We start from the raw sequence: 5,354 nt of genomic DNA, 5'->3' as shown, positions 1-5,354 counted from the left end.
AATAATTACTGTTTAATTTTTTTGTTAACTATTAAAAATTTTTTATTTGTCAATCAAACATTAAAAGTAATAAATATATTTTTATATGTATTATTATATAATAAATATAATATTAAAATAGTTAAAAAAAGTATTACTTATTAAGTATTTTTTAAACAAAAAGTAATACTATTATTTTAATAGGCTTTTAAGTATAAAACGGTGAAAGTTATGGATAAGAAAATGATGATGATTATTGGGGCTGTGGCAGCAATAGCTATCGTTGCAATTGGTGCTTTTGCTTTGATGGGTGGATCTCATGATGATGATCCAACACACCTAACAGTAGCAGCTCACAGTAATATGAAAGAACCAGAAGCAGGTTTTAATCCACTTACTGGTTGGGGATGCGGACACATGAACTATAATCCCCTAGTTCAAAGTTGTTTATTTAAAACAGATTCTAATGGAACTATTGTTCCGGATTTAGCAACTGATTATTCAATTGAAGATGATGGAAAAACTTGGGTAGTGAATGTTAGGGATGATGTAATATTCTCCGATAATTCAACATTCGACGCTAAAGATGTTGCATTCACATTTAATACAGCAAAAGATACTGAAACAGATTTGGATTTAACTAATCTTGATAAAGTAACTGCAGTAAATGACACTTGCGTTAAATTTGAATTAGTTGAACCAAGGTCAACCTTTATTTATGATTTAAGATATGTTGGTATTGTGCCTGAAGAGTATGACAATGCTACTTACGGTGAAAATCCAATAGGTACTGGACCATATGTATTAGACCACTGGGATAAAGGTCAACAAGCAATATTCAAAGTAAATGATAATTATTACGGCGATAAACCATACTTCACTCAAGTAACCATGTTGTTCCCTGAAGAATCAACCTGGTTAGAACTTGCAAAATCCGGTCAAGTGGATGTTGTGCCTGTTGCAACTTCCGCATTAAACCAAAGTGTAGACGGTTACCAGTTTGTTGAAAAATCTGCAGGTAGGGCACAAGGTGTTTCTTTCCCTTACCTTGAAGATACAGGTGAAGTAACTAATGAAAGCGGCTGGAAAATAGGTAACAATGTAACTGCTGATAAAGCAATCAGAGAAGCATTAAATGTCGGTGTCAACCGCCAACAAATGTGTGATGAAATATTCTCAGGTCATGCTACTCCTGAATACACAAGTACTGATACAAGAGATTATGCAAACCCTGATGCTGCAGTTCAAGACGGAAATGTTGATGAAGCAAAACAAATCTTGAAGGATGGTGGATGGGAAGACACTGATGGTGATGGAATCGTAGAGAAAAATGGTACAAAAGCATCATTTGATTTATACTACCCGCCAGACTATCTTGACAGACAATCTCTAGCAACTGTATTTGCAGAACAAGCTAAGGAAATTGGAATTGAAGTAAACCTTGTTGGTGCTGATTGGGATACAATTTATGCAAACATGTACAGCTCAGCTGCATTAATGCAACAAACTTCCCCGGACCCATATAAATCCATCTATCAGCAATACCACAGTAAAGCTCCTGATGAATTCTATATGAACCCTGGTTTATACAACAATTCTGCTTCCGATGCATTGATGGAAGAGGCTATGCAATCTACAGATTTAAATGCAGCTAATGCATTATGGGCTCAATCCGCTTTAGTTAACGGCGGAGGTTGGGGTCCTGCTGGTGATGCTCCATTTGCATGGCTTGTTAACTACAACTATAACTATTTCATTAAAGATGGAATTGATATAGGTAACCAACCTGACGGTTTAGGAAATGATTTCTTAATTAACATCTGTGAGTGGACAAGAACCACAGCTTAAATCATTTTCCTTTTTTTATTTTTTTTAAAAATCTTTCAAGGGGGTTTATTTAATTGAATAAACAAAAAATAATTAAATATTTTGGTTTCAAATTAGTACGTTTTATAATACTGATGGTTGCTGTTGCAATTTTTAGTTTTGTATTACTAGATTTATCCCCTATTGATCCTGTTAGTGCTTATTTGAAAGGTGCAGCAGTATCAGAAGCTCAACGACAAATTTTACAAGGATATTTCGGTACCAATGTTCCGTTGCCTACAAAAATTTTTCATTGGCTTTTGGATTTAATCCAGGGTAATTTGGGAACTTCCTTGATATATCGTGCTCCGGTTATTGATGTAATAATTGATAAATTTTCAGCTTCTGTAGTGTTGATGGCTCTCTCATGGGTATTTAGTGGTATCATTGGATTTGCCTTAGGAGTAGTGGCCGGAAAAAATAAAGGATCATGGATTGACAAAGCGGTCAAAGTTTATTGTTATGCGATTCAATCAGCTCCCTCTTTTTGGGTCGGAATGCTTATTTTAATGATATTTGCTGTTTATTTAGGATGGTTCCCTATAGGTTTTGGTGTTCCGATAGGAGTTAAAAGTACAGATGCTACATTTATGGAGTGGGCATCAAGGTTGGTTCTTCCTACATTGACATTAAGTGTTGTTGGTGTAGCGCCAATTGCCATGTACACACGTAATGAATTGACTCAAGTATTATCCTCTGATTATGTATTGTTTGCAAAATCTAGAGGTGAAAAGGGTTGGGATTTAGTGAAAAATCATGGAATAAGGAATATTTTACTTCCTGCAATTACCTTACAGTTTTTATCATTCAGTGAATTGTTTGGTGGTGCAGTGCTTGTAGAACAGGTATTTTCATATCCCGGAATTGGTCAAACGGCAGTAGCCGCTGGTCTTCAAAATGATGTACCTTTATTTTTAGGTATTGTACTTATCAGTGCAATATTTGTATTTGTTGGAAACTTGCTTGCGGATATTTCTTATTATTTCATCGATCCAAGAATTAAGGAGAGCGAGTTCAATGATTAAGAAGAAAACAAATGATAAGGAGCCATGGTTTATATACCGTGCAAATCTCAGAACAAAGACTCTTGTAATTATTGGACTTTCAGTATTAGTTATTGTAAGCATTTTTGTATGCGGTTATTTCATAAGAGATATTCCAACTAATTTTGCTTCTGCTAATCAAATGCCTTCCTTGGAACATCTCTTCGGTACCGATTGGATGGGAAGAGATATGTTTCAAAGAACAATTGCTGGGCTTGGATTAAGTTTAATGGTAGGTTTTATTGCATCTGTTGTCAGTACTATAATCTCCATTATTTTAGGATTATTTTCAAGTTTCAACAAATTGGCTGATGAGACAGTTGCGGGAATTATAGACTTATTTGGTTCTATTCCACATATTCTTTTAATTATCCTGGTTTCCATCATGTTTGGTGGTGGAGTGTTTGGGGTAATTATGGGTGTTGGTTTAACCCATTGGACTCCGCTTGCAAGAGTTCTCAGGTCTGAAGTAAAAGAAATTAAAACCAAAGAATATATTCATTTGGCAGAAAACTTAGGAAGATCAAAAGTTTGGATTGCGCTTAAACATATTTTCCCATTAATTGTTTCTCAAATAATTGTAGGTGTAATATTAATGTTTCCTCATGCAATCATGCACGAAGCAGCAATTACTTTCCTAGGATTTGGTTTGCCACCTCATGAACCTGCAATTGGGGTAATATTGGCTGAATCAATGCACTATTTATCATCAGGATACTGGTGGTTGGCATTTTACCCTGGTATGTCATTATTGATTGTTGTATTGCTATTTGACTTTATTGGGGAAAATGTTGAAAAATTACTCAATCCTGAAACCGCTCAAGAATAAGAGAAATATTAAATTTCTCTTTTTTTTATTTTTTTTAATAGGTGATAAAATGAATATTATCATTCGTGAAATTAACGATGATTGTGATGAAATTGACTTGGCTAAATCTTTTTTATATAATCAGATTAAGGAAGTCTATGGAATCGGCCCAACCCCTAAATTTCATTATGATATTGAAGAATTAAAGGATTATTATATATTGCCTGAGAGAAACAACTTTTTTGTAGCTTTGGATGGTGATAATATAGTTGCAACTGCAGGTATAAGATCCTATGATAAGGATTACGAATTTCTTAAGGATATCTGTTTTGAGGAAGATACTGCAAGTATCTGGAGATTGATGGTTGATAAGGGGTATAGAAGAAATGGCATTGCGCGCATACTTGTTGAGACAATTGAAAGATTTGCAAAAAATGAAGAGTATAAACGAATTTATTTAAATTCGCATAGGTATCTTGATGCAGCAATACCCTTTTGGAAATCTCTTGGATATGAGGTAACCTTTGAAGAAGATGACTATGATGAAACTACTCATATGATAAAAAATTTGATTTAATTTATTCCTAAAGCTTTTTCCTAAAAACTTATTTTATATTACACTTAAAATTATTATCAATGAAAAGAACAGCACTAAAAATTGGATATATCGGAACTAATTTTCATGGCTTTCAAAGGCAGCCTGACTTAAGGACAGTCGAGGAAGAACTTATTTATCATTTGCGCAAGCTTGACTACATTGATGATTTGAAAAAATCAAGGTTCAGAATTGCGGGAAGAACCGATGCAGGTGTTCATAGTTTAGGCAATGTAATCAGTTTCCAGTCTGAAAAGGAAGTCCGTGTCAATGAAATCAATAATTCCCTTCCGGATGATATTCAGATTTTAGCCAGCGCTCCGGTAAGATATGCATTCAAGCCAAGATACGCTCAGATGAGACATTATCGCTATATGCTATTTTGGGATTTGGATGTTGATAAGCTCAGAGAAGTTGCCGAAATATTTAAGGGAACCCACAATTTCACTAATTTTACAAAACGCTTTCAAAAGACAACTACAAGAACAATCGATGACATTAAAATCACAAAAGTGGACTTGAATGATTATCATAAAAGAGAGTTTCCAAATTTACATGAAACAATTTCTCCAATCTTTGTAGATATTTATGGGGAATCATTTTTATGGAATATGGTACGGAAAATGATGAGGGTTTTTGTCGATGTTGCTTTAGGAAAAATGGATCTCGATGAAGTCGAAAGATTACTAAATCCAAAAGAAGATGAACCTAGAGCTTACATTAAAGTCATGGAAGCTGAATATCTGATTTTGATGGATATTCAATATGATGGAATCAAATTCACTTATGACGATTATGCCTGTGAGAGATTCAGGAGGGATTTGGTCGATTCGCTTACGGATTTGCAGAAAAGATATGCTATTCGTGAGTCAATGATAAAAAGTTTAAATGATTTACATGAATTTTAATTGGTCCGGTAAAACTTTTTTATGTAATTTTTAATAAATATAGTAAATGATATTATGAAAATAGCAACCATTTTAGGAACAAGGCCCGAGATTATTAAGATGGCTCCAATCATTGATGAGATATCAAAAAGGGGAATTGACCAGATTATTTTACA

General features: G+C 34.1%; 5 protein-coding genes. All 5 read left to right on the top strand.

Annotated features, from left to right (window positions below):
- The first annotated feature begins 210 nt into the window (after positions 1 to 210).
- The 5 genes from ACJMLZ_RS08400 (at position 211) to truA (ending at position 5,199) form a co-directional block, all read left to right on the top strand.
- Entirely contained in the window at positions 211 to 1,827 is a 1,617-nt protein-coding gene (locus ACJMLZ_RS08400) for an ABC transporter substrate-binding protein (RefSeq protein WP_405305175.1), read from the top strand.
- Between the two features lie 113 nt (positions 1,828 to 1,940).
- Positions 1,941 to 2,870 carry an ABC transporter permease gene (locus ACJMLZ_RS08395; RefSeq protein WP_405305174.1) on the top strand — a complete coding sequence of 310 codons (930 nt, stop codon included), beginning with the start codon at positions 1,941 to 1,943 and terminating at the stop codon, positions 2,868 to 2,870.
- Complete coding sequence (locus tag ACJMLZ_RS08390) at positions 2,863 to 3,717, top strand: ABC transporter permease (RefSeq protein ID WP_405305173.1); 855 nt, start codon at positions 2,863 to 2,865, stop codon at positions 3,715 to 3,717. Before ACJMLZ_RS08395 ends, ACJMLZ_RS08390 begins: the two co-directional genes overlap by 8 nt.
- A gap of 49 nt (positions 3,718 to 3,766) precedes the next feature.
- On the top strand, positions 3,767 to 4,273 hold the full coding sequence (locus ACJMLZ_RS08385) for a GNAT family N-acetyltransferase (RefSeq protein ID WP_405305172.1): 507 nt from the start codon (positions 3,767 to 3,769) through the stop codon (positions 4,271 to 4,273).
- Positions 4,274 to 4,332: 59 nt separating this feature from the next.
- On the top strand, positions 4,333 to 5,199 hold the full coding sequence (gene truA, locus ACJMLZ_RS08380; protein WP_405305171.1) for a tRNA pseudouridine(38-40) synthase TruA: 867 nt from the start codon (positions 4,333 to 4,335) through the stop codon (positions 5,197 to 5,199).
- Positions 5,200 to 5,354: the final 155 nt, after the last annotated feature.

The organism is Methanobrevibacter sp., assembly GCF_045126245.1.
Classification (GTDB): domain Archaea; phylum Methanobacteriota; class Methanobacteria; order Methanobacteriales; family Methanobacteriaceae; genus Methanocatella.
The sequence above is the reverse complement of the archived record's forward strand: the minus strand, read 5'-3'. Positions and strand labels throughout refer to the sequence as shown.

Coding starts and splice junctions, on each gene's coding strand:
- ACJMLZ_RS08400 (WP_405305175.1), top strand. CDS start 211: ATGGATAAGAAAATGATGATGATTATTGGGGCTGTGGCAGCAATAGCT.
- ACJMLZ_RS08395 (WP_405305174.1), top strand. CDS start 1,941: ATGGTTGCTGTTGCAATTTTTAGTTTTGTATTACTAGATTTATCCCCT.
- ACJMLZ_RS08390 (WP_405305173.1), top strand. CDS start 2,863: ATGATTAAGAAGAAAACAAATGATAAGGAGCCATGGTTTATATACCGT.
- ACJMLZ_RS08385 (WP_405305172.1), top strand. CDS start 3,767: ATGAATATTATCATTCGTGAAATTAACGATGATTGTGATGAAATTGAC.
- truA (WP_405305171.1), top strand. CDS start 4,333: ATGAAAAGAACAGCACTAAAAATTGGATATATCGGAACTAATTTTCAT.